Origin of the sequence: Mesorhizobium sp. M7A.F.Ca.ET.027.02.1.1 (genome assembly GCF_004022985.1) — a bacterium.
GTDB lineage: Bacteria > Pseudomonadota > Alphaproteobacteria > Rhizobiales > Rhizobiaceae > Mesorhizobium.
The window spans coordinates 1-3,284 of record NZ_RZOL01000542.1; the positions used below are offsets into that span (position 1 = coordinate 1).

Genomic DNA, 3,284 nt, shown 5'->3' on the forward strand with positions numbered 1-3,284 from the left:
GCGTGCGGATCGGCGAGGCATAGCCGGCATTGTTGATGTAATCGGCGAATTTCTCGATCGTCTCCCAGTCCGAGCACTGATAGTTGGTGCCCGGCCACGGATTGAACGGGATCAAATTGATCTTGGCCGGAATGCCCTTGAGCAGCTTGATCAGGCCCTTGGCGTCCTCGATGGAATCGTTGACGTCCTTCAGCATCACATATTCGAAGGTGATGCGCCTGGCGTTCGACAGGCCGGGATAGGCGCGGCAGGCGGCGATCAGCTCCTTCAGCGGATACTTCTTGTTGATCGGCACAAGCAGGTCGCGCAGATCGTCATTGGTGGCATGCAGCGAGATCGCCAGCATGACGCCGATCTCCTCGCCGGTGCGGAAGATTTCCGGCACGACGCCGGAGGTCGATAGCGTGATGCGGCGCTTCGACAAGGAAAGGCCGTCACCGTCGGAAGCGATCAGCAGCGCCTTCTTGACCGCTTCGAAATTGTAAAGCGGTTCGCCCATTCCCATCATGACGATGTTGGACACTTTGCGGCCCTCGGCCGGCACGATGGCGCCGTCGGGCGTGTCGCGGTCGGGAAAATCGCCGAGCCGGTCGCGGGCGGTTAGCAGCTGGGCGAGGATCTCCTCAGCCGTCAGATTGCGCACCAGCTTCTGCGTGCCGGTGTGGCAAAACGAGCAGGTCAGCGTGCAGCCCACCTGCGAGGAGATGCACAGCGTGCCGCGACCCTCTTCGGGGATGTAGACCGTCTCGATCTCGACCGGCCGGCCGGCGCCGCGCGGCGGAAAGCGGAACAGCCATTTGCGCGTGCCGTCGGCGGAAATCTGCTCCTCGACGATCTCGGGCCTGGCGACGGTGAAGTGCTTGTCCAGTTCGGCGCGCAGATCCTTGGAAATGTTGAACATGCCGGCGAAATCGGAGACGCCGCGCACATACATCCAGTGCCACAGCTGCTGGGCGCGCATTTTCGCCTGGCGCTCGGGCACAGTGCCTGATGCAACCAGAGCCTCGGCGAGCTCGACGCGCGTCAGGCCGATCAGCGACTGCTTTTCGGGCTGTGCCGCGCGGGCGCGCAACGCGTCGCGGGCGCCGTCGGTGGTGAGATCGAATGAAAGGGTCATGGTTGCACTGATATAAGCGGTTTGCGGCCGATTTCACGCATCGTGCCGGAAAGGAAGCGCGGCGCATAGCACAGGTTGAGGGCAGAGTCATGGGTTGTGCCGGTTTAACCTCTGGCCTGCACGTGTTAGGGCTCGATACTCCCCGCTCGAGGACAGACATGGCCGGCACATCGCGAAGATATCCCATGCTGCGGCGTTCGCGCGCGATGTGGGGCTCACGGCGGGTGTGGCAGCCGCGCCTGGTGTTCTGGGCCGGGGCGCTTGGCATCGGTGTGATCAGCGTGCTGTTCGCGGTGCTGGCGGACAGGGCGCAGGAACTGTTTCACCTGATGACAGGAGACGCAGGCGGCTGGCGTTTCTATCTGCCGCTTGCCGTTACGCCGTTGGGTTTCGTGCTGTGCGCCTGGCTTGCCCACACCTTCTTTCCCGGCTCGCAAGGCAGCGGCATTCCGCAGGCGATCGCCGCCCGCCATCTTCGCGACGACGAGGACCGAAGTCATATCCTGTCCCTCAAGCTGGTGGTCGGCAAAATCATGCTCACCATCGTCGGCCTGTTCTGCGGCGCCTCGATCGGCCGCGAGGGTCCGACCGTGCAGGTCGGCGCATCGCTGATGCTGCAGGCCGCACGCTGGGGCGGCATGGTGCAGGCGCGCGGGCTGATCCTGGCCGGGTCGGCCGCCGGGATCGCCGCCGCCTTCAACACGCCGCTGGCCGGCATCGTCTTCGCCATCGAGGAAATGGGCCGCACCTATGAGGCACGCACCAATGGGCTGGTGCTGACGGCGGTGATCCTGGCCGGCCTCGCCTCGCTCGGCCTGCTCGGCAACTACACCTATTTCGGCGTCGCCAAAGACACCATCTCGTTTGCCGCCGAGTGGCCGCTGGTGATCGCCTGCGGCGTCATCGGCGGCGGGCTCGGCGCGCTGTTTTCGCTGCTGGCGTTGAATGTGACACGCCGGATCCGGCGCTGGAACACTGGGCAGCCTTTGCAGCGCGCTTTGCTGGTCGCGGCCGTCTGCGGGCTGCTGGTTGCAGTGATCGGCATCGCCTCGGGCGGGCTGACCTTCGGCACCGGTTACGTGCAGGCACGGGGCGCCGTCGAAGGCACGCCGCTGCCATGGTTCTTCTTTGCCGAAAAGTTCCTGGCGGGACTGCTGTCGATGATCTCGGGCATTCCGGGCGGCATCTTCGCGCCCTCGCTGGCGGTCGGCGCCGGCATCGGCAGTTCGCTCGGCCTCCTCTTCGGCGCCAGCACGGGGGCTGCGGCACTGCTCGGCATGGCCGGCTATTTCGCCGGGGTGGTGCAGGCGCCGATGACCGCCTTCGTCATCATCCTGGAGATGACCGGCAATCACGACAATGTCATCGCGCTGATGCTGGCCTCGATGCTGGGCTACGGTACGGCGCGGATGATCTCGCACGAGCCGCTCTACCACGCGCTGTCGCGTGTTTTCATCGCCGAGGCGATCCGGCGGCGGCGGGCGGAGGCCGGGCCGGGATCGGCGCAAGGCTGAAAGCAAAAAGGCCGGGGTTTGCGGCCCGGCCTTTCATTCAAAGCGAAGTGCGTGCCTGCACTCCTTGCCTATTTGCACTGGGCAATCGACGTCAGCGCCGCCGAAATACCTTTCAGCGAGAAGACATAGGAGGTGGGATTGCCGCGGCCGGACTTCGCCGTCACCTTCATGTCGGTGCCGGTCTTCATGGCGGCGATCAGCACCGGCTCCTCGGCGGCATTCTCGACCCAGGCCGATTTGCCGCGGGTGAACATCGAAAACGTCTTCTTGTCGATGGTCACGGTGGCCTTGGAGCCGTCCTGGAAATTGTAGCCGGCAATGAATTGCGGCTCGTAGGACACTTGCTGGCCGGGCCGCTGGCTGACGAAGAAGAACATGTCGCCATGGTCGAGCGTAGGCGGCTGCTTGTCGGTCGGCACGGTCAGGACATAGCAGACCTTGCCGCCCGATGCCTGGTAGCTGTAGGTGCCCCAGGCATTGTGCTGGCCGATCTTGGTCGCCGACTGCGCCAGCGCCGGCGCTGCCACGGCCACCAGGACCAGGCTCGAAACTAGTGCAATCAATCCGCGCATCGCTTTTCCCGTATTCCAAATGGTGCGGAGGCAGGCCGGCATGGCGTCCTGCCCGTCGCTTCATTTTGATTTAATCTGGGT

The 3,284-nt window shown here is 64.4% G+C and carries 3 protein-coding genes; 1 reads left to right on the forward strand and 2 read right to left on the reverse strand.

Annotated features, from left to right (window positions below; genetic code table 11):
* Positions 1 to 1,117 (reverse strand): 23S rRNA (adenine(2503)-C(2))-methyltransferase RlmN (rlmN, locus tag EN749_RS32980; RefSeq protein ID WP_128364736.1); only part of this gene is annotated, 1,117 nt, incomplete at its 3' end.
* Between the two features lie 158 nt (positions 1,118 to 1,275).
* On the opposite strand from rlmN, the gene EN749_RS32985 reads away from it, so the two are divergent.
* A complete protein-coding gene (locus EN749_RS32985; RefSeq protein ID WP_127396625.1) occupies positions 1,276 to 2,631 on the forward strand; it encodes a chloride channel protein in 1,356 nt (451 codons plus the stop codon).
* 68 nt (positions 2,632 to 2,699) lie between these two features.
* Here the strand turns inward: EN749_RS32985 and EN749_RS32990 are convergent, their stop codons facing one another.
* Positions 2,700 to 3,203: an invasion associated locus B family protein gene (locus EN749_RS32990; RefSeq protein WP_128364737.1), complete on the reverse strand. Its 504-nt coding sequence runs from the start codon at positions 3,201 to 3,203 to the stop codon at positions 2,700 to 2,702.
* Positions 3,204 to 3,284: the final 81 nt, after the last annotated feature.